14 protein-coding genes are annotated in these 19,681 nt (G+C 66.1%); 12 read left to right on the top strand and 2 right to left on the bottom strand.

What is annotated here, in order from left to right; translation table 11 throughout:
• The first annotated feature begins 72 nt into the window (after window positions 1-72).
• Complete coding sequence (locus B3349_RS16370) at window positions 73-966, top strand: dienelactone hydrolase family protein (protein ID WP_291590331.1); 894 nt, start codon at window positions 73-75, stop codon at window positions 964-966.
• 298 nt (window positions 967-1,264) lie between these two features.
• Window positions 1,265-2,101: a ZIP family metal transporter gene (locus B3349_RS16375; RefSeq protein ID WP_291590332.1), complete on the top strand. Its 837-nt coding sequence runs from the start codon at window positions 1,265-1,267 to the stop codon at window positions 2,099-2,101.
• 107 nt (window positions 2,102-2,208) lie between these two features.
• Here B3349_RS16375 and B3349_RS16380 read toward each other — a convergent pair whose 3' ends face one another.
• Window positions 2,209-2,997, bottom strand: a complete 789-nt coding sequence (locus B3349_RS16380) for a LytR/AlgR family response regulator transcription factor (RefSeq protein WP_192334208.1) — start codon at window positions 2,995-2,997, stop codon at window positions 2,209-2,211.
• A gap of 676 nt (window positions 2,998-3,673) precedes the next feature.
• Between B3349_RS16380 and argH the strand changes: the two genes are divergently transcribed.
• The 10 genes from argH (at window position 3,674) to B3349_RS16430 (ending at window position 18,885) form a co-directional block, all read left to right on the top strand.
• Window positions 3,674-5,131, top strand: coding sequence for an argininosuccinate lyase (gene argH / locus B3349_RS16385; RefSeq protein WP_291590335.1), 1,458 nt, complete (start codon window positions 3,674-3,676; stop codon window positions 5,129-5,131).
• 210 nt (window positions 5,132-5,341) lie between these two features.
• Window positions 5,342-6,379 (top strand): Bug family tripartite tricarboxylate transporter substrate binding protein, encoded by a 1,038-nt coding sequence (locus B3349_RS16390; RefSeq protein ID WP_414646922.1) that lies wholly within the window; start codon window positions 5,342-5,344, stop codon window positions 6,377-6,379.
• Window positions 6,380-6,601: 222 nt separating this feature from the next.
• Window positions 6,602-12,514, top strand: a complete 5,913-nt coding sequence (locus B3349_RS16395) for an alpha-2-macroglobulin family protein (RefSeq protein ID WP_291590881.1) — start codon at window positions 6,602-6,604, stop codon at window positions 12,512-12,514.
• Window positions 12,515-12,663: 149 nt separating this feature from the next.
• Entirely contained in the window at window positions 12,664-12,966 is a 303-nt protein-coding gene (locus tag B3349_RS16400) for a YciI-like protein (RefSeq protein ID WP_291590338.1), read from the top strand.
• Window positions 12,967-13,191: 225 nt separating this feature from the next.
• Entirely contained in the window at window positions 13,192-14,223 is a 1,032-nt protein-coding gene (locus tag B3349_RS16405; RefSeq protein WP_291590339.1) for an ABC transporter ATP-binding protein, read from the top strand.
• Window positions 14,224-14,284: 61 nt separating this feature from the next.
• Window positions 14,285-15,580, top strand: coding sequence for an ABC transporter substrate-binding protein (locus B3349_RS16410; RefSeq protein ID WP_291590341.1), 1,296 nt, complete (start codon window positions 14,285-14,287; stop codon window positions 15,578-15,580).
• 152 nt (window positions 15,581-15,732) lie between these two features.
• A complete protein-coding gene (locus tag B3349_RS16415) occupies window positions 15,733-16,629 on the top strand; it encodes a carbohydrate ABC transporter permease (protein WP_291590342.1) in 897 nt (298 codons plus the stop codon).
• Entirely contained in the window at window positions 16,626-17,459 is an 834-nt protein-coding gene (locus B3349_RS16420) for a carbohydrate ABC transporter permease (RefSeq protein ID WP_291590344.1), read from the top strand. Before B3349_RS16415 ends, B3349_RS16420 begins: the two co-directional genes overlap by 4 nt.
• A gap of 30 nt (window positions 17,460-17,489) precedes the next feature.
• Window positions 17,490-17,999 carry a GNAT family N-acetyltransferase gene (locus B3349_RS16425; RefSeq protein WP_291590346.1) on the top strand — a complete coding sequence of 170 codons (510 nt, stop codon included), beginning with the start codon at window positions 17,490-17,492 and terminating at the stop codon, window positions 17,997-17,999.
• A 13-nt stretch (window positions 18,000-18,012) separates the two neighbouring features.
• Window positions 18,013-18,885 (top strand): endonuclease/exonuclease/phosphatase family protein, encoded by an 873-nt coding sequence (locus B3349_RS16430; RefSeq protein ID WP_291590347.1) that lies wholly within the window; start codon window positions 18,013-18,015, stop codon window positions 18,883-18,885.
• 108 nt (window positions 18,886-18,993) lie between these two features.
• Here B3349_RS16430 and tenA read toward each other — a convergent pair whose 3' ends face one another.
• Window positions 18,994-19,665 (bottom strand): thiaminase II, encoded by a 672-nt coding sequence (gene tenA / locus B3349_RS16435; RefSeq protein WP_291590348.1) that lies wholly within the window; start codon window positions 19,663-19,665, stop codon window positions 18,994-18,996.
• Window positions 19,666-19,681 lie beyond the last annotated feature (16 nt).

Consider the following 19,681-nt stretch of genomic DNA (forward strand, 5'->3'; position numbering starts at 1 on the left):
CAGCCTGCATCTGGCGCTAGACTGCGCTTTCCGTTGTTCCCCCTTGATCGACTGTTCACCAGGAGCCTGTCCATGGATTTTCGCGATGCACACAACGATGTCGGCGCCTTGCTGCCCGGCAAGTCCACCGAACAGGGCGCCAGCCGCCGTACCGCCTTGCAGGCGGTGCTGGGTCTGGGCTACGCCGCAGCCGCTGCGCCCATCATGGCGCAGACGGCGATCACCACGCCGGGCGATGGGCTGGAGGAGGGCTGGGTGACCATTCCTTCGCAGGGCTTTGACCTGCCGGCCTACCAGGCCCGCCCCAAAGGCAAGAAGCACCCGCCCGTGGTGCTGGTGGTGCAGGAAATCTTTGGCGTGCACGCCTATATCCAGGATGTGTGCCGCCGCCTGGCCAAGGCCGGCTATCTGGCGATCGCTCCCGAGTTCTACGCCCGCCAGGGCAAGGCCAGTGACTACACCGAGATCAGCAAGCTGCAGGCCGAGCTGGTCAGCAAGGTGCCCGATGCCCAGGTGCTGGGTGATCTGGATGCCACGCTGGCCTGGGCGGCCAAGGCCGGCGGCAACACGCAGAAAGCGGCCATCACCGGCTTTTGCTGGGGCGGCCGCATCACCTGGCTGTACGCGGCCAGCGGCAAGGTCAAGGCCGGCGTGGCCTGGTACGGCCGGCTCGAAGGCCAGGCTTCGGCCACGACGCCCACCCACCCGCTGGCGCTGGCCGGCCAGCTGAAAGCGCCGGTGCTGGGTCTGTACGGCGGGCAGGACACCGGGATTCCCGTGGCCAGCGTGGCCAAGATGCAGGAGGCCCTGGCCCAGGGCAGTGCGGCAGCCAAAAAGTCGGAATTTGTGCTGTTCCCGGATGCACCGCATGCCTTCCATGCGGACTACCGCGCCAGCTACCGCGAAGCCGCCGCCCGGGATGGCTGGCAGCGTCTGCTGCAGTGGCTGCACAGCCACGGGGTGTAAGCGAGCACACCGGCGGGCGGTGCCAGCGCGCCGTTTGTCGCCGCAGTGCTGCCGCCTGGCAGCGGTGGATGTAGGGCCCGCCGCTGCGGCAAAACCCCCGGCCAGGGGGTGGTGCGGCCACCACTTTCGGCGCAAAAAAGTCAGTAGGTGTAAGCTTTTGGCCCTTGTCGCACAGCCATCGGTGTCTGTGAGTGCGCGGTACCGCGCATTCCAGCGGGCACCCCGTAGCGCGCATGCCGACCTATAAAAATACCCGCCATTTCGGGTGCTCCAACCCGTTCACAAAGCGCAAAAAGCTATGACCTTGGTCGCAATTCTTCTGGCCACACTGGCCGCCGGCATTGGCAGTGTCTGGGTGGCCGACCTGCTGTTGAGGGCCGGTCTGGGCCGCGGCAATGCCCAGCAGGGCATGCTCAGCCTGGCTGCCGGTGCCCTGCTGGCCACGGCCTTCATGCACCTGCTGCCCGAAGCCTTCGAAAGCGAAGCCGGGGCCAAAGACCTGTTTCTGACCCTGCTGGTGGGCGTGGTGTTCTTCTTTCTGCTGACCAAGGCCGAGTTGTGGCACCACGGTCATGAACACCATCATGCGCCGCTGGCGCAGAGTGGGCACGACGATCATGCCCATCACGACCACGCGCACCATGGCCATGTCCACCCGTCGGCCCACGCGCACAGCCACCGCAGCGGCGGAGGCTGGTCGCTGCTGACCGGTGACAGCGTGCACTGTTTTGGCGACGGCATCCTGATTGCCTCGGCCTTCCTGGCCGATATGCGGCTGGGCCTGATTGCCGCCGTATCGGTGCTGGCCCACGAGGTGCCGCACCACATGGGCGATCTGGTGGTGATGCGCCTGAACAGCAACCGCAATGCCGCTGTGCTCAAGGTGTCGCTGGCCGGCGCAGTGACGGCTTTTGGCGGTGTGGTGGGCTACTTTCTGGTGGGGCAGCTGGAAGCCTGGCTGCCGTTCTTCCTGACCATCGCGTCCAGCAGCTTTGTCTATGTGGCGCTGTCGGACCTGATTCCGCAGCTGCAAAAGCAGCTGTCCGCCCGGGAAACGCTGGCCCAGGTGGTCTGGCTGGCGGTGGGCATCGTGCTGGTCACGGTGGTCAGCCACCTGGCCCATGGCGGGCACTGAGCATCCCGCAGGCAACCGGGTCCAGCTGCACGGGTTCACACCATAAAAAACGCTGGCCACCTTGCGGTGCCAGCGTGGGCTGATGCAGATGCGCCAGCGGGCGCGGATCAGGCCATTTCCGGCTGCACCTGGATGTGCGGCTGGTTCATGATGGCCCGCACGGCAGACAGCTGGCGGCGCGAGACCATCAGCAACTCGGGCACGGCGTGCATGCGCAGCGCCCAGCCTTCGCCGTCGTCTTCGGTATAGTGCTTTTCCAGGCTGCGCATCTGCTCACGGGTGACCAGGGCGTTGCGGTGGATGCGCACGAACTGCAGCGGGTAGCGGCCTTCCAGCTCGGTCAGCGAGTTGTCCAGGATGTAGCTGCGGGTGGCCGTGCGCACGGTGACGTACTTCTGCTCGGCTTTCAGATAGATCACCTGGTGCAGCGGCACACGTTCTGTGCGGCCGCGGTCGCGGATCAGCAGGGCGGCGGCGCTGCCCATGGACATGGTGGCTGGTGCCTTCTGCTCCAGCGTGTACAGGCGGCGCACCTTGGCCACGGCCTGCTGCAGGCGGTCCGGGCGCACCGGCTTGGTCAGGTAGTCCACGGCCTCCACTTCGAAGGCATTGGCGGCGTACATGGCATGGGCCGAGATGAATACCACCGCCGGCGGACGGGGCAGGGAGCGGAGCGTCTGTGCAAAGCGCAGACCATCCTGGCCGGGCATCTGCACGTCCAGGAAAATCATGTCAACGGGATGGTGGTCCTTGGTGCGGTGCAGCACATCCAGCGCCTGGGCGGCGGTGGCAGCTTCCGATACCAGGAACGGTGCCGAGGGATCTTCGCAATCACTCAGCAGAACGCGCAGGCGGTTGCGGGCCAAGAGTTCATCATCAACGATCAGTACGTGCATAGCTCCTTCTCCCTTATCTCAATATGGCGGATACATCAGGTACTGACAGCGTGACAACACACGGACTTCTCACTTCAGGGACAGAAGTCGCCTGACGCAGTGCCGCCGTACCAAACGCGTTTGCACATTCGCGTGGGCCATGCCTTGACCCAGCGCAACCTCCCTCCGGTTAACAGGGGTGAAACAAAGTGTATTGGTAACTTGCAAGATGCACCTGTGACTGGAGAGTTTTGTTGTGACTGTCACGTTTCTGCTGCATTTACGGGCAGTTCCCGACACTTGACGGCGTGTTTCGCCTGAAAAAGCAGTGAAAACCCTGATGTTGGTCGTGGGGTCAGACTCCGTGGACCGTGGCGGCAGGTGCTCACGGCATCGGTGCTCTGGCAGGTCCGTGCCGGGGCAGGGCGACGTTGCGTCTTGCTGCATGGCAGGGGGTATCCCTGTGAACCATGCCTGCTGTTGCAGGCCGCGGCCTGCATTCCCCACGGCAGCTGGACACTTCCGTGGGAGAGAGGCGCCAGACGCCAGCGCGGAACCGGTGCCGCGGTGCCACGTGGGGTCACCGCAGGCCGCAGAAACCGGGGGCGCCGCCGGGCTCGATAAAATTTGTGTATCTTGCATACGCGGCACCCGGATTTCCGGGTGTCCTGAACTTCCGGAAAATCTGTCCTCGCCTATGTCCTCCAACACCACCGCGCAGCCCTCCCACAACCAACTCGACACCAAGGCGCAGGCGTGGTCTGCCCTGTTTTCCGAGCCCATGAGCGACCTGGTCAAGCGCTACACCTCCAGCGTGTTCTTTGACAAGCGCATGTGGAAGGCCGACATCACCGGCAGCCTGGCGCACGCGGAAATGCTGGCTGCGCAGGGTGTCATCGGTCAGGACGACTACGCCGCCATCCAGAAGGGCATGGCCCAGATCAAGTCGGAGATCGAAGCCGGTCAGTTCGACTGGAAGCTGGACCTGGAAGACGTGCACCTGAACATCGAAGCGCGCCTGACAGCCCTGGTGGGCGATGCGGGCAAGCGCCTGCATACCGGCCGCAGCCGCAACGACCAGGTGGCCACCGATGTGCGCCTGTGGCTGCGCGACGAGATCGATCTGATCGAAGGCCTTCTGAAAGAATTGCAGCTGTCGCTGGTGGAAGTGGCCGAGCAGAACGTGGAAGTGATCCTGCCCGGCTTCACCCACCTGCAAGTGGCCCAGCCGGTGAGCTTTGGCCACCACATGCTGGCCTATGTGGAAATGTTCAAGCGCGACGCCGAACGCATGCTGGACGTGCGCAAGCGCGTGAACGTGCTGCCCCTGGGCTCGGCCGCGCTGGCCGGTACCACCTACCCGCTGGACCGTGAGCGTGTGGCCCGTACGCTGGGCATGGAAGGCGTGTCGCAGAATTCGCTGGACGGCGTGAGCGATCGCGATTTCGCCATCGAGTTCACGGCCGCTGCCAGCCTGTGCATGGTGCACGTGAGCCGTCTGTCCGAAGAGCTGATCATCTGGATGAGCCAGAACTTCGGCTTCATCAAGATTGCCGACCGCTTCACCACCGGCTCGTCGATCATGCCCCAGAAGAAGAACCCCGACGTGCCCGAGCTGGCACGCGGCAAGACCGGCCGTGTGGTCGGCCACCTGATGGGTCTGATCACCCTGATGAAGGGCCAGCCCCTGGCCTACAACAAGGACAACCAGGAAGACAAGGAACCGCTGTTCGACACCGTCGATACGCTGCAGGACACGCTGCGCATCTTTGCCGAAATGATTGGCGGCCAGCTCAATCCTGCCTCCGGTAAAAAGGAAGGCGGCATCACGGTGAATGCCGAGAACATGCGTGCCGCGGCCCTGAAGGGCTACGCGACCGCCACCGACCTGGCCGACTACCTGGTCAAGAAGGGTCTGCCCTTCCGCGATGCCCACGAAACCGTGGCCCATGCGGTGAAACTGGCCTCTATGAAGGGGGTGGACCTGACCGAGCTGCCGCTGATCGAACTCCAGGCCTTCAACCCGCACATCGAAGCCGATGTGTTCGAGGCGCTCAGCCTGGAAGGCTCGCTCAACGCCCGCAACACGCTGGGCGGCACGGCACCTGCCCAGGTGCGTGCACAGCTGGCCAAGCACCGCGCACGCCTGGCTTGAGAGGCCTGGGTGCCTGGACAGGCGATCGGTAACACGGCTGTCTGTACCCAAGGCGCAGCACACTCATCCAAAAGGGACGCTTCGGCGTCCCTTTTTGCATGGGGGCCTGCGCAGCGACAGGAGATTGGGTTCGTAGTTCACGATGTTGGGCATCGCAAGTCAGGAGGTTTCTGGAGTTTTTTTCCGGGCATCCGACCGATACGCTCGCAGATGGCCGTGCATGGCTTTTTCTTTTTTCTGCCTTCGGAGCAATTTGTGACCCTCTCTTCCCGCCGCCGATTCCTGGTCCACTCCGCTGCACAGGCTGCGGTTCTGGCGGCGGCCAGCGGGTCCGGCGGAGTCTGGGCCAAGGGCGGGCGGCCATTGCGCATCCTGGTGGGCTTTCCGCCGGGCGGTGGCAGCGATGTGATTGCACGCCTGCTGCAGGAGCCGCTGTCGGAATTGCTGGCGGTGCCCGTGATCGTGGACAACCGTCCCGGCGCGGGCGGGCAGATCGCCGCCCAGCAACTCAAGGCCGCCCAGCCCGATGGCACGACGGTGTTTCTGACGCACGACCACACCATCTCCATCCTGCCGCAGGTGGTGCGCCAGCCGGGATTCGATCCGGCACAGGACTTTGTGCCGGTCGGCGGTTTTGCCTCGTTCGTGAACTGCCTGGCCGTGTCCGGCCAGCACCCGGCACACAGCGTGGCCGAGTATGTGGACTGGGTGCGCAGTGCTGCCCAGGGGCGCAGTGCCGTGGGGATTCCGGCGCCGGCATCGACCCCAGAGTTTCTGGTGCAGTTGCTGGCCAGGCACTACCAGCTGGATCTGGTGGCCGCTCCCTACAAGGGCAGCGCGCCGATGATCGGCGACCTGCTGGGTCGGCAGATCGAAGCCGGCATTGGCTCGGTGCAGGATTTCGTCGAGTACCACAAGAGCGGCAAGCTGCGCGTGCTGGCCGTGCTGGGGGCACACCGGCAAAAGGCGTTTTCCCAGGTGCCTACCTTGGGTGAGCTGGGTCTGGCGGGCTTCGAGGACATGCCCTACTACGGTTTCTATGCGCCCAAGGGCACGTCCGCAGCGTTTACACAACGTTTTGCCCAGGCGCTGGCCCAGGTGGTGGCGCGGCCGCAGATCCGCAGCCAGCTCGAACAGCTGGGGCTGACGGTGGAGCCCATGAACCCGCAGCAGCTGCAGCGCCGTGAGCAGGCCTATACCGCGGCCTGGAAGGCCATCATTCGCAAGAGCGGCTTTCAGCCGCAGTAAGCACCAGCTCGTGGTGCCTGTTACGCACAGGTGCCGGGTGCCCACCATGGGCCATTCCCTGGACGGAAAGCAGGACACGGCAGCGCGCTGCCTGCCGGATCGAGCCCGTCATGTGCTTTTTGTCCGATTTGTTTCAGCTTGAAACGGCGGCTGCACGCCCTGGGGGAAGTTGCAGCCCTTTGGTACCCTCGTTGCTTCGCAAGAGGAGACCGCATGAAGCGCATGCACAAATGGGCTGCCGCAGCCGCCTTGTTGGGGGCGGGGCAGACATGGGCATTGGACATACAGAACGTCACCCCCCAAGGGCAGGTGGCAGAGATTCGCCAACTGGTGGTGCGGCTGGATGCCGATGCCGTGGCACTGGGCTCGGCCGAGGGGCCGGCACCGGTGGACTTCAGCTGCGCGCCGGAGCAACTGCCCGGCGGCAGCGGCCGCTGGAACAATGCCCGTGAGTGGGTCTGGCAGTGGAACAGCCCGCTGCCCCCTGGCACCCGTTGCACGGTGACGCCGAAAAAAGCCTTCAAGTCGGTGTCCGGCGCCACGCTGACCAGCACCAAGCGCTACCAGTTCGAAACGGCAGGGCCTTTTGTGCGCCACATCTGGCCGCGTGGCTGGGTGGCCATCGATGAGGAACAGTTCTTCCTGCTGCAGCTCAGCGGCCCGGCCACGCAGCAAAGCCTGCAGGAGCATGTGCATTGCCAGGCCGAAGGCCTGGGCGAACGCATCCCGGTGCGCTGGATCGGCGGCAAGGAGCGCGACGCGGTGCTCAAGACGCAGGTCTGGGACCAGGAGCTGCTGAAGAAATCCCCGGACCAGTTCGCCGTGCTGGCGTGCAACCGACGCCTGACCGCCGGCACCGCCGTGCAACTGGTCTATGGCAAGGGCGTTGCCGGCCCGCAGGGCGTGGCCAACCGCGAGGAAAAACGGTTTGACTACACGGTGCGTGAAGCGTTTGCGGCCGAAATGCGCTGCGAGCGCGAAAACGCCCAGGCCGGCTGCCTGCCGATCCGTCCGGTCTATCTGCAGTTCAGCGCCCCCGTACCGCGCAGCAAGGCGCAGGAAATCCGCCTGGTGGGCGGTGGTGACAACCTCAAGCCAGTGCTGGAAGAAGGCAGCGGCGATGTGCGTGATCTGCGCTTTGAAGGCGGCCTCAAGCCGCTGACCGGCTATCAGCTGGAACTGCCCAAGGACCTGAAGGACGATGCCGGCCGCCCGCTGCGCAACGCCGCCATGTTCCCGCTGGCGATCAAGACCGGCGACACGCCGCCGCTGGCCAAGTTCGCCGCGGCGCCGTTCGGCATTGTCGAACGCTTTGCCGAAGGTCCGGACGGGCCAGCGCTATTGCCGGTGACCCTGCGCAAGGTGGAAGCCAGCGGCAGCTCGCAGGTCAGCACCCTGCAGCTGCAAAGCGATGCCGACATCATCCGCTGGCTCGACAAGGTGCAGAACTACCACGAGAACAGCGTGTCCCGCACCGAGGCCCGCAAGGACGTGAAAACCCTGCCGCCGGTGATCGACCCGGACAACCAGACCTATGTGGCCACGCGCCAGCTGTCGCTGCTGCAGGGCCGCGACGGTGTGCAGCAGATGCAGCTGCCGGCCGGCAGCAAGGAAGACCCGCGCCCGTTCGAGGTGGTGGGCATTCCGCTGCAGCCGGGTTTCCATGTGGTGGAAATCGCGTCGCCTCGCCTCGGCGCCGCCTTGCTGGATGAGCGCTACGGTGCGCAGCGCAAGATGTATGTGCGCACCGCTGCGCTGGTCACCAACCTGGCGGTGCACTTCAAGCTGGGGCACGAAGGCTCCATGGTCTGGGTGACCTCGCTTGACAAGGGCAAGCCGGTGGCCGGCGCCCAGGTGCAGGTGTCGGATTGCGCAGGCAAGCCGGTGACCCAGGGGGAAACCGATGCCCAGGGCGTGCTGCGCCTGCCGGAACTGGCCGGTGAAGCGCCGCGCTGCCGCACGGGTCGCAACAGTGGCTCCTATTTTGTGAGCGCCCGCGCCATGCAGGCTGGCATGGCCGATATGGCGTTCACCTGGAGCGACTGGCAAAAAGGCATTGAGCCCTGGCGCTTCAACGTGCCCGTGGCCTGGTCTGGCGAAAGCCAGCTTGTGGCCCACACGGTGATGGACCGCACGCTGGTGCGCGCCGGTGAAACCGTGTCCATGAAGCATTTCCTGCGCCAGCAGACGCTGACCGGCCTGGGCCTGCCGCAGCAGTGGCCGCAGGAAGCCATCATCACCCACATTGGCAGCGGCCAGCAGTTCCAGCAGGCGCTGCAGTGGCGCACCACGGCGACCGGCGGCAAGAGTGCGGAAGCCAGCTTTGCCGTGCCGCGCGCCGCCAAGCTGGGCCAGTACGACGTGGAACTGCGCCTGCCGGGGGGCCGCAGCCTGCAGTCGGGCAGCTTCCGCGTGGAAGCCTTCCGCCTGCCGGTGCTGCAGGGCCAGGTGGCCCCGGTGGACAAGGGACCACTGGTGCGCCCGGGCAAGCTGGCGGTGGCCGTGCGCCTGGATTACGTGAACGGCGGCGCCGCAGCCAACCTGCCGGTGCAGGTGACAGCCATGGTGCGTTCGCGTTCGACCAGCTTCAAGGGCTGGGACGATTACAGCTTTGGTCCGCCTCAGTCGCAGCGCAGCGAGCAGGGCGAAGGGCTGGACGATGAGGCGCCGCGCGAGAGCAACCGCATCGTGCTGGACCGTGCCGCCCTGAAGCTGGACGCCAAGGGCCAGGGTCAGGTGGTGATCGACGCGCTGCCGCCCTCCGAGCAGCCGCAGGACCTGGTGCTGGAAGCCACCTATGCCGACCCCAGCGGAGAAATCCAGACCCTGCGCAGCACCCATACGCTCTGGCCCTCGGCTGTGGCGACTGGCGTGCGTGCCGAAGGCTGGGCCGCAGCCGGCCAGCAGGTGCGGTTCCAGGCGCTGGCGCTGGGGCTGGATGGCCAGCCCAAGGCGGGCGTGGCACTGTCGGTCAAGGCCATGCTGCACACCACCACTTCGGCGCGCAAGCGCATGGTGGGAGGTTTCTACACCTACGACAACCAGGAAAACAGCAAGGACCTGGGCGAGGTCTGCAGCGGCACCAGTGACAGCCGTGGCCTGCTGCTGTGCAACACCAAGCTGGAGCAATCCGGCCAGGTGGAACTGATTGCCACCGCCAAGGACGACAAGGGCCATCCCGTGCAGGCCGCCACCAGCGTGTGGATCACGCGCCAGGGCGAGCTGTGGTTTGGCGGCCAGGACCATGACCGCATGGACCTGCTGCCGGAAAAGCGCAGCTACGAGCCGGGTGAAATCGCCCGCCTGCAGGTGCGCATGCCATTCCGCCATGCCACGGCGCTGGTGACGGTGGAGCGCGAAGGCATTCTGGACGCCCGCGTGGTGGAACTGCGCGGCGACAACCCCACGGTGGATGTACCGGTACAAAAGGAATGGGGCCCGAACGTGTATGTCAGCGTGATGGCGCTGCGCGGCCGTCTGGTGGAAGTGCCGTGGTACAGCTTCTTCACCTGGGGCTACAAGTCGCCCCGCGCCTGGTGGCAGGCCTTCTGGCATGACGGCAAGCAGTACGCGGCGCCCACGGCACTGGTGGACCTGTCCAAACCGGCATACCGGCTGGGCATGGCCGAGCTGCAGGTGGGCCAGAAGGGGCAGACGCTGCAGGTGACGGTGACGCCGGACAAATCCAGCTACCGCATCCGCGACACAGCCCGCGTGACCATCGAAGTCCGGCAGCCCGATGGCAAGCCGGCCGCCGGTGCCGAAGTGGCACTGGCCGCGGTGGACCAGGCGCTGCTGGAGCTGATGCCCAACACCAGCTGGCAGTTGCGCGACGCGCTGTGGCAACGCCGCAGCTGGGGCGTGCAGACGGCGACGGCGCAGATGGAAATCATCGGCCGACGCCACTATGGCCGTAAGGCCGTGCCTGCCGGCGGCGGCGGTGGGCGTGCGCCCACGCGCGAGCTGCTGGACACGCTGCTGCTGTGGAACCCGCGCGTGGTGCTGGACGCCCATGGCAAGGCCACGGTGAATGTGCCGCTCAACGACGCGCTCACGGCCTTCCGCATTGCTGCCGTGGCCGATGACGGTGTGCAGTGGTTCGGCACGGGCGAAGCCTCCATCCGCACCACGCAGGATCTGCAAATTGTCAGCGGCCTGCCGCCGCTGGTGCGCGAAGGCGACCAGTTCCGCGCCCAGCTCACCTTGCGCAACACCACCAAGGCGGCGATGCAGGTGGAACTGTCACCGCGCGCCACCTGGCTGGATCTGAAGCCCCAGACGGTGGAGATTCCCGCCGGTGCCTCGCGCGAAGTGGCCTGGGACGTGACCGTGCCGGCTGCACTGGGCCAGACCCGTACCCAGCAGCTGATGTGGGAGGTAGCGGCCAAGGACAAGACCAGCGGCGCCAGCGATACGCTCAAGATCAGCCAGCGCGTGGAGGCGGCTGTGCCCTTGTCGGTGCAGCAATCGGTGCTGCAGCAGCTGGATGGGCCGTGGAGCCAGCAGGTCAGCCTGCCGGCCAATGCCGTACCTGGCCGCGGCGGCATGCGCCTGGACTTCAGTGCGCAGCTGGCGGGCGGACCGGATGGCCTGCCCGGCGTGCGCGCCTGGTGGGAGCGCTACCCCTACAGCTGCCTGGAGCAGACCAGCAGCCGCGCCATCGGCCTGAAGAATGCCGATCTGTGGCGCAGCACCATGGACAGCCTGCCCACCTACCTGGACGGCGACGGCCTGGCCCTGTACTTCCCGGTGCAGGACGGTCAGCGCGCACAGGGCAGTGACACCTTGACGGCACACCTGCTGGCCGTGGCCAGCGTGGCGGCCGAACTGGATCCGGCGTTTGCCATTCCTGCGGCGCAGCGGGCGCAGATGGAATCCGGCCTGATCGCCTTTGTGGAAGGCCGTCTGCAGCGCAAGTTCTGGAGCCCGCGCCAGGATCTGCAGGAGCGCAAGCTGGCCGCCATCGCCGCGCTGGCGCGCGGTGGCAAGGCCCAGGCACGCATGCTGGGCAGCATCGACATCACCCCTGTGCAGTGGCCCACGCACACGCTGATCGACTGGATCACGGTGCTGCAGAAACTGCCGGATGTGCCCCAACGTGAGGAGCGCCTGGCCGAGGCGCAGCAGCAGCTGCGCAACCGCCTGAGCTACCACGGCAGCCAGCTGGCCTTCAGCACCGAGGACCAGGACCGCTGGTGGTGGCTGATGCAGGACACGGACAGCAATGCCGCCCGTCTGCTGCTGGCCACCATGGGCGATGCAAGCTGGGCATCGGAAGTGCCGCGCATGGTGGCCGGTCTGCTGGCGCGCCAGAAGGGTGGCGCCTGGTCCACCACCACGGCCAACGTCTGGGGCGGGCTGGCGCTGCGCCAGTTCTCGCGCAAGTTCGAGAACACGCCCGTGGCCGGCACCACCACCACGGTGCTGGGCGCGCAGTCGGTGAATGTCGACTGGAAGGATGTGAAGCCCCTGCCCAAGGCGGAAGCCGGTGCACAGGACGGCGCGGCGCTGGAGTCGCTGACGGCGGCACTGGCCGGTGCGGTGCAGCAAGACCCGCAGACGCCGCAGCGCATCTACATGCCCTGGGGCGAGCGCCGCTCGGGCGAGCTGCGCATCACTCACCACGGCGCAGGCAAGCCCTGGGTTACGCTGCAGTCGCTGGCCGCGGTGCCGCGCAAGGAGGCCTTCAATGCCGGCTATGCGGTGCGCAAGACCATCACCCCGGTGCAGCAGGCCGAAGGCGTTGCCGCTGGCAAGTACCAGCGCGGCGATGTGCTGCGGGTGCGGCTCGAGGTCGAGGCCGGCGCCGACATGACCTGGGTGGCGCTGAGCGACCCCATCCCTGGCGGGGCCACGATCCTGGGCAGCGGCCTGGGCCGTGACTCCGAAGTGGCGGTGCGGGACCAGAAGGCGCCGGAAGGGGCCTGGCCTGCGTACGAAGAACGGGCGCACAACGCCTTCCGTGCCTACTACGCCTACCTGCCCAAGGGCAAGTCGGTGGTGGAGTACACCATGCGCTTGAACAACGCGGGCACCTTCGCGCTGCCGCCCACCCGGGCCGAGGCGCTGTATGCCCCGGAGGTGTTTGGCGAAGCGCCCAATGCCAGCATGCAGGTGCTTCAGGGCAAGCCCTGAGCACGCAGTCCGCGCAGCAGGTGTCGGCAGATGCCCGCCGCGTAGACAATCAACCGGCCGGCGCCGCACTGCGATTTTTCGGGTGCGGCGCTTTTTTATCGGGCCACGTGGCTGGCGTGGCCTGCCTGCATTCCTGGAGGAGACTTTCCATGCACTACCTGCTGACCTACGAATACACCGCGGACTACCTGGAGCGCCGCGGTACCTACCGCAATGCGCACATCGCCAAGGCCTGGCAGGCACAGGAGCGGGGCGAGCTGCTGCTGGCCGGCGCCGCCGGCGATCCGCCGGACAGCGCGGTGTTTGTCTTCGACTGCGACAGTGCGGCCCCCATCGAGGCCTTTGTGCAAGGCGATCCCTACTACGTGAACGGGCTGGTGGCCCGTCATGTGATCAAGCCCTGGACCACGGTGGTGGGCAAGGATGCCAAGACGCCCATCCATCCGGACTAAGCCCTGCGTACTGCGGCCGTGACGGGTGGACGCTGCATACAACAGGGTGCGCCGGGGCATGCGCCCAGGCGCTTTGCCTTCCCAGACACCCCCAGTGCCGTGCCCGGGGCAACGGCCCAATGGCACAGGTGGTGTCGGGGTGTCATGACGCTGTCATGCCTGCCGTCGACAACAGGGGGTTTATCCCGTCATGACGTTGACACAAGTCGTTTCTAGACTGGGTGCATGTCAACCATTCAACTGGAAGCCATCGCCAAATCGTGGGGAGACACCACCGCGCTGCGGGCGATGGATCTGCAGATTCCTGCGGGATCGTTCTGTGTGCTGCTCGGCCCTTCGGGCTGCGGCAAATCCACCACCTTGCGCATCATTGCGGGCCTGGAGTCCGCCACCTCCGGGCGGGTGAAGATCGGCGGCAAGGACGTGACCGATCTGCCGCCAGCCGCCCGCGGCATCGCCATGGTGTTTCAGAACTACGCGCTGTTTCCGCACCTGAGCGTGGCGGACAACATCGGTTTCGGCCTGTCGGTGCGCAAGGTGCCCAAGGCCGAGGCCGACAAGCGTTTGAAGGAAGCTGTCGGCCTGCTGGGCTTGTCCCAGCTGCTGGACCGCAAGCCGGGTCAGCTCTCGGGTGGCCAGCAGCAGCGGGTGGCGCTGGGCCGCGCCCTGGTGGCCCAGGCCCATGTGTGTCTGATGGACGAGCCGCTGTCCAACCTGGATGCCCAGCTGCGGCAGGAAATGCGCGCGGAGCTGCGCGAGCTGCAGCAGCGCCTGGGCCTGACGGTGGTGTACGTGACGCACGACCAGGCCGAAGCCATGAGCATGGCCGACCAGGTGGTGCTGCTGCACCAGGGCAAGGTGGAGCAATGCGCGGCACCGCGCACCCTGTATGCACAGCCTGCGACCACGTTTGCGGCGCGCTTCATCGGCACGCCGGCGATGAACCTGCTTCAGCTGCAGGATGGCGCCATCGCAGGCAGCGAGGTGCGTCTGCCGGCACCCGCGGGTGCCGCCTGGCTGGGCCTGCGGCCCGAGGCAGTGCACTGGGCCGATGCCGCCGGGGTGCCGGCCGGCGTGACCGGCCAGGAATACCTGGGGGCCGATGTGGTGCTGCGCTGCGCGATTGGCAGCGAACAGATCATGGTGCGCGCCCCCGGCCACCAGCAGGCGGCGGTGGGCGCTGCCGCACACCTGGCCTGGCAGCCCCAGGACATGCATTTCTTCGACGCCCAGGGCCAGCGCATCGCCTGCGGCTGACGTCGGTTTCCACTCTCCCTTCCTCACGTTTGAATCGCGCTTTGGCGCACCAGGAGTTTCCATGCAACGCAGCACCTTCTTGAAATCCATTCTGGCCACCACGGCCGCCATGCTGGGCCTGAGCGCGCCCACCGCCCAGGCCGCCGAGCCGCTGGAAGTGCCGTTCTACTACCCTGTGGCCGTGGGCGGCCCCATCACCAAGGTGATCGACGGTTACGCCGCCGACTTCAACAAGGCCCACCCGCAGTACAAGGTCACGCCCATCTACGCGGGCACCTACCAGGAGACCATCGTCAAGGCGCTGACGGCCAACAAGTCGGGCAAGGCACCGGCCACGTCGGTGCTGCTGTCCACCGACATGTTCACGCTGATCGACGAAGACGCCATCGCCCCCATCGACGACTTTGCGAAGACCGATGCCGACAAGGCCTGGCTCAAGGGCTTCTACCCCGCGTTCATGGCCAACAGCCAGACCGGAGGCAAGACCTGGGGGGTGCCGTTCCAGCGTTCCACCGTGGTGATGTACTACAACAAAGAAGCGTTCAAGGAGGCCGGCCTTGACCCGAGCAAGGCCCCCGCAACCTGGAAGGAACTGAGCGAGGCCGCCAGGAAGCTGACCAAGAAAGATGCCAACGGCAATGTCACGCAGTACGGCATCCAGATTCCGTCGACCGGCTTTGCCTACTGGATGCTGCAGACGCTGACCACGCCCAATGGCGTGCTGCTGGCCAATGAGGCCGGCACCAAGGTCACGTTCGACCACCCCAAGGTGATCGAGGCGCTGGACTTCTGGGTCAACCTGACCAAGGATGGCGTGCACCCCAAGGGCGTGGTGGAGTGGGGCACCACCCCCAAGGACTTCATGGAAAAGAAGGCCGCCATCATCGTCACCACCACCGGCAACCTGACCAATCTGAAGGCCAATGCCAAGTTCGACTTTGGCGTGGGCCAGATCGCGGGCAATGTGCGCAAGGGCTCGCCCACCGGAGGCGGCAACTTCTACATCTTCAAGAAGGCCCCCAAGGAGCAGCAGCAGGCGGCGTTCGAGTTCGCCAAGTGGGTGACCCAGCCCGAGCGTGCGGCCCAGTGGAGCATGGACAGCGGCTATGTAGCCGTCTCGGCGGCCGCGTACGACACCCCCACGCTGAAGAAGTACGGCCAGGATTTTCCCCAGGCCCTGGTGGCGCGTGACCAGCTGCCGGTGTCGGTGGCGGAGTTCTCCACCCACGACAACCAGCGTGTGACCAAGGTGCTCAACGATGCGGTGCAGGCGGCGTTGAACGGCACCAAGACCTCGGCACAGGCCATGAAGGATGCGCAGAAGGAAGCCGATCGCATTCTGCGTTCGTACAAGTAACCGGCGTCACCGCCAGGCCTGACAAGGCCTGGGATGCCTTGATCCGGATGGTCGATCGCACTGCGGCAGCCCATCCGGGCGCCATGTCTTCGGACATGCACTGCCACCCGGCGTGGTGGTGATGCGGGATTGCCAACAGAGAAATTTCGGGAATGAGTGCTTCTTCTTCCATCGCCGGGTCCGGTCAGCGCAGCATCCATGCCTGGTTGCTGCTGCTGCCTGCGCTGGTGCTGCTGGTCACGTTCACCCACTGGCCGGCTGTGGCCACCTTGATCGACAGCTTCTATTCCACCCCCAAAGGCGTGCGCGCGGCGGTATGGGTGGGGCTGGAAAACTACGAGACCATGGTGGATGACCCGGTGTTCTGGCAGGCCGTGCGCAACAACCTGTGGTTTGCGGCGGCCACCATTCCGGCATCGATCGGCCTGGCGCTGCTGATGGCGGTGTGGGTCAACGAACGCATCGCGGGCCGCACCTTCATCCGCATGGCCTATTTCACGCCCACGGTGCTGCCCATGATTGCCGTGGCCAACATCTGGCTGTTCTTCTACACACCACAGTACGGACTGCTGGAGCAGGTGACGGGCGCTCTGGGACTGCCGTCGCACAACTGGCTGGGCAGCCCTTCGACCGCGCTGGGCGCCATCACCCTGGTAGCGGTGTGGAAGGAAGCCGGCTTCTTCATGATCTTCTATCTGGCGGCGCTGCAGACGCTGAATCCCAGCCTCAAGGAAGCGGCGGCCATCGAAGGTGCCTCACGCTGGTATTTCTTCCGCCGCGTGCAGTGGCCGCTGTTGATGCCCACCACCTTGTTCGTGCTGGTCAACGCCGTCATCAACGCCTTCCGCCTGGTGGACCATGTGTTCATCCTCACCCGCGGCGGGCCGGACAACGCCACCACCTTGATGCTGTACCACCTGTACGAGGTGGGCTTCAAATTCTGGGACACGGCCTATGCGGCCGCCATCACGGTGGTGCTGGTCGTGGTGCTGGCCGGCGTGGCGCTGTTCCAGTTTTTTGTGCTGGACAAGAAGGTGCACTACAAATGAACCGCACCCACGCCCCTGCGGTGATCTACCGCCACACCTGGTTCGACACGCTGGCCGCCTGGCTGCTGGCCCTGTGCTGGATCCTGCCGCTGGCCTATGCGGTGTGGACAGCTTTCCACCCCAGCGAATACGCCACCCGCTTCGATCTGGCGGCGCCGTGGACGCTGCAGAACTTCCGCCACGCCTGGGAGGCTGCACCGTTTGCACGCTATTTTCTGAACACCACGCTGCTGGTCACCAGCATCCTGCTTGCGCAGCTGGTGCTGTCCACCCTGGCGGCGTTCGCCTTTGCGCGCTATGACTTCCGGGGCAAGAACATTGCGTTTGCGCTGGTGCTGGTGCAGCTGATGATCATGCCGGACATCCTGCTGGTGGAAAACTACCAGACCATGGCCAGGCTGGGCCTGGTCGATACGCTGCTGGCCATCGGCCTGCCGTATTTCGCATCGGCCTTTGCCATCTTCCTGCTGCGCCAGACCTTCATGGGCATTCCCAAGGAGCTGGACGAGGCGGCACGCGTGGAAGGCGCCAGCACCCTGCAGATTCTGTGGCGCGTCTATGTGCCCCTGGCCAAGCCGGTCTACACCGCGTTCGCGCTGGTGTCGGTCAGCTTCCACTGGAACAACTTCCTGTGGCCGCTGATCATCACCAACAGCGTGGAGTCGCGCCCGCTGACGGTGGGGCTGCAGGTGTTCTCCAGCGTGGAGCAGGGCGTGGACTGGTCCACCATCACCGCAGCCACCTTGATGACTTCGGCACCGCTGCTGGTGGGCTTCATCCTGTTCCAGCGCCAGTTTGTGCAGAGCTTCATGCGCGCCGGCATCAAGTGAGGCGACACTCGCTGCGCGCACAATCGGGCCATGTCTGAGAACGCCGTATCCGGCTTGGTCTTGCGCCAGGCCACGCCCGCCGATCTGCCCCGGTTGATCGCCATCGAAAACGCCTGCTTCACACCGCAGGAGGCTGCCACCCCCGCCGCCTTTGCGCAGCGCCTGCAATGCATCCCCGACAGTTTCTGGGTGGCCGCACTGGACGGCCGGGTGGTGGGCCTGGTCAATGGACCGGTGGTGAACGAGCGCTATATCCGCGATGGTCTGTTTCGTGAGCTGGGGACCAACCCGGTCACCGGCGGACACCAGACGGTGCTGGGGCTGGCGGTGGATCCCGCCTGCCGCCAACTGGGCCTGGGCCGCAGGCTGCTGGCGCAGCTGGAGGCTGTGGCCCGCGCCGCACAGCGCGAGACCGTCACGCTCACCTGCTTGCAGGACCGGGTGCCGTTCTACGAAGCGCTGGGCTATGCCAATGAAGGTCCGTCCGCATCGGCCCATGCGGGCGCGCAATGGTTCAATATGGTCAAGCCGCTGGCTTGAGAAAGTCTTGGCAATGCAGATCCTGACGTGGAATGTGCAATGGTGCTGCGGGCTGGACGGCGTGGTCAGCCCGGAACGTATCGTGCAGCACGCGCTGGCGATGGGGGCCGACCACGGCGGTCTGGACGTGCTGTGCCTGCAAGAAGTGGCCGTCGGCCACGACGGCTTGCAGGGCGCGCCGGGCGACCAGGTGTCGCAGCTGCGTGCGCTGCTGCCGGGGTGGCAGCTGTGCTTTGCCGCCACCACCGAGGGCTTTGATGCCCAGGGTCGGCACCGGGCCTTTGGCAATCTGGTGGCCACGCGGCTGCCGGTGGCCGAAGTGGCGCAGCACCGTCTGCCGTGGCGGGCCGAAGCTGGTGTGGTCAGCATGCCGCGCGGCTGTCTGGTGGTGACGGTGCGCGACCCTGCGCTGGGCCTGGTGCGGGTGATGACCACCCACCTGGAATACCACAGCGCCCATCAGCGCCGCGACCAGGTGCAGGCACTGCGCCGCCTGCATGCCGAGGCCCTGGCCCTGGCCCTGGCCCAGTCTACGGAGCTGCCCGGCACGGCCGGGGCGGCCACGCCTTACGCCACGCCGGTGCATACGCCGCATGCCGTGCTGTGCGGCGACTTCAATCTGGAGCCGCACGAGGCGGAATATGCCCAACTGGTGGCGGCGGCGATTCCGGGCGAAGCCGCTTTCCACGACAGCTGGGCGCTGCTGCACCCGGGCGACCAGCAGCCCGATACCTTTCGCCTGTTCGACCGGACCTGGGGGCCGGAGCCGGGGGCCTGCGACTTTGTGCTGGTCAGCGACAGCCTGCGCGAGGCCGTGCGCAGTTGGCGCACGGACAGTGTCACCCGGCTTTCGGACCACCAGCCGGTGTGCACCACGCTGGGCTGAACGCCACGCCCCAGGGCGCCTGAGAAGGCACACCGGGTTGCCCGCCTACCGGGCAGGGGACAGTGGGCCAGTCCGGTTGAAAATTTCTGTGCAGCGTGGGCTTCTACGTCAGCAGGGCCACTGGCCCAGGCGGTAGGCACTGTCCCAGAACATCCATTCCAGCCGCGCCGCATCGGTGTAGGCCTGGTGCATGGCTTCCAGCGTGCGGGCATCGGCCTGGGCGGCCAACTGGTCGATGGTGGCACGCACACGGGCCACCAGGGCGTGGAACTCGTCACCGGCGTAGGTATCGACCCAGCTCTGGTAGGGGTTGCCGGGCCGGGCTTCTGCCAGGATGGCGCGGCCCACTTCGGCATAGATCCAGAAGCAGGGCAGCAGCGCGGCCAGCGCCACCGGGTAGCTGCGGCTCCAGCCCATGGACTGCAGGTAGTGCACATAGTGGTGGCAGACCGGGGACAGCGGTGTGGCTTCGAACTGCGCGGCGCTGACCGCGTATTCGCGCATGAAGCCGTCATGCAGCGCGCGTTCCACGACCACCGCCTCTTCGGCCGCCTTGGCAAACTGCACCACGCCGTCGGCATCATCGGCCTTGGCGGCAGCCACGGCCAGGCTGCGGCCAAAAGCCACCAGGTAGTGCGCATCCTGGATCATGTAGTGCTGGAAGCGCTCGCGGCTCAAGGTGCCGGCGGCCAGTTCGCGGTTGAAGGGCAGGGCCAGCGTGGCGTTGAACAAGGGCAGATTGCGCTGCCAGGCAGCATCGGTGAAGCAGGGTGTGCTCATGTGGTGGTTTCTCCGG

It is taken from the genome of Comamonas sp. UBA7528, assembly GCF_002479375.1.
In the GTDB taxonomy this organism is placed as follows: Bacteria; Pseudomonadota; Gammaproteobacteria; order Burkholderiales; family Burkholderiaceae_C; genus Comamonas.

Excerpts from the sequence above, each read along its gene's own strand:
- B3349_RS16395 (WP_291590881.1), top strand. The coding sequence starts at position 6,602 with ATGCACAAATGGGCTGCCGCAGCCGCCTTGTTGGGGGCGGGGCAGACA.
- B3349_RS16405 (WP_291590339.1), top strand. The coding sequence starts at position 13,192 with ATGTCAACCATTCAACTGGAAGCCATCGCCAAATCGTGGGGAGACACC.
- argH (WP_291590335.1), top strand. The coding sequence starts at position 3,674 with ATGTCCTCCAACACCACCGCGCAGCCCTCCCACAACCAACTCGACACC.
- B3349_RS16425 (WP_291590346.1), top strand. The coding sequence starts at position 17,490 with ATGTCTGAGAACGCCGTATCCGGCTTGGTCTTGCGCCAGGCCACGCCC.
- B3349_RS16410 (WP_291590341.1), top strand. The coding sequence starts at position 14,285 with ATGCAACGCAGCACCTTCTTGAAATCCATTCTGGCCACCACGGCCGCC.
- B3349_RS16390 (WP_414646922.1), top strand. The coding sequence starts at position 5,342 with ATGGCCGTGCATGGCTTTTTCTTTTTTCTGCCTTCGGAGCAATTTGTG.
- B3349_RS16420 (WP_291590344.1), top strand. The coding sequence starts at position 16,626 with ATGAACCGCACCCACGCCCCTGCGGTGATCTACCGCCACACCTGGTTC.
- B3349_RS16375 (WP_291590332.1), top strand. The coding sequence starts at position 1,265 with ATGACCTTGGTCGCAATTCTTCTGGCCACACTGGCCGCCGGCATTGGC.
- tenA (WP_291590348.1), bottom strand. The coding sequence starts at position 19,665 with ATGAGCACACCCTGCTTCACCGATGCTGCCTGGCAGCGCAATCTGCCC.
- B3349_RS16380 (WP_192334208.1), bottom strand. The coding sequence starts at position 2,997 with ATGCACGTACTGATCGTTGATGATGAACTCTTGGCCCGCAACCGCCTG.
- B3349_RS16415 (WP_291590342.1), top strand. The coding sequence starts at position 15,733 with ATGAGTGCTTCTTCTTCCATCGCCGGGTCCGGTCAGCGCAGCATCCAT.
- B3349_RS16400 (WP_291590338.1), top strand. The coding sequence starts at position 12,664 with ATGCACTACCTGCTGACCTACGAATACACCGCGGACTACCTGGAGCGC.
- B3349_RS16430 (WP_291590347.1), top strand. The coding sequence starts at position 18,013 with ATGCAGATCCTGACGTGGAATGTGCAATGGTGCTGCGGGCTGGACGGC.
- B3349_RS16370 (WP_291590331.1), top strand. The coding sequence starts at position 73 with ATGGATTTTCGCGATGCACACAACGATGTCGGCGCCTTGCTGCCCGGC.